Genomic DNA, 276 nt, shown 5'->3' with positions numbered 1-276 from the left:
CACCTATCCTAGATGGAGCAACGGGGAATATAGACGAAGATTTTGCTACTAAGCCATTTCATAGAAATAACAAAAACCTAATGTCACACATGGCAAACTACAACGGTAACGACGGAAGTGCCGTTGAAGGGGCGACACTCGGCAATTTTCAACGCGCTCAAAACGGCGACTATGTCCGAATGGGGTATTGGTTGATCGCTTCAAACTTCACGAAAGGCTGGATTCCTGAATCTGACCAATTCGTCGATGCCTCAAAACAAGGTCCTGGCGCAGGTG

General features: G+C 47.1%; 1 protein-coding gene. It reads left to right on the top strand.

Annotated elements, in window-relative coordinates:
* A partial coding sequence (locus AC0IYH_RS31460; RefSeq protein WP_471838154.1) for a hypothetical protein occupies positions 1-276 on the top strand: 276 nt, incomplete at both ends.

It is taken from the genome of Pseudomonas sp. AC463 (assembly GCF_979253585.1).
The sequence above is the reverse complement of the archived record's forward strand: the minus strand, read 5'-3'. Positions and strand labels throughout refer to the sequence as shown.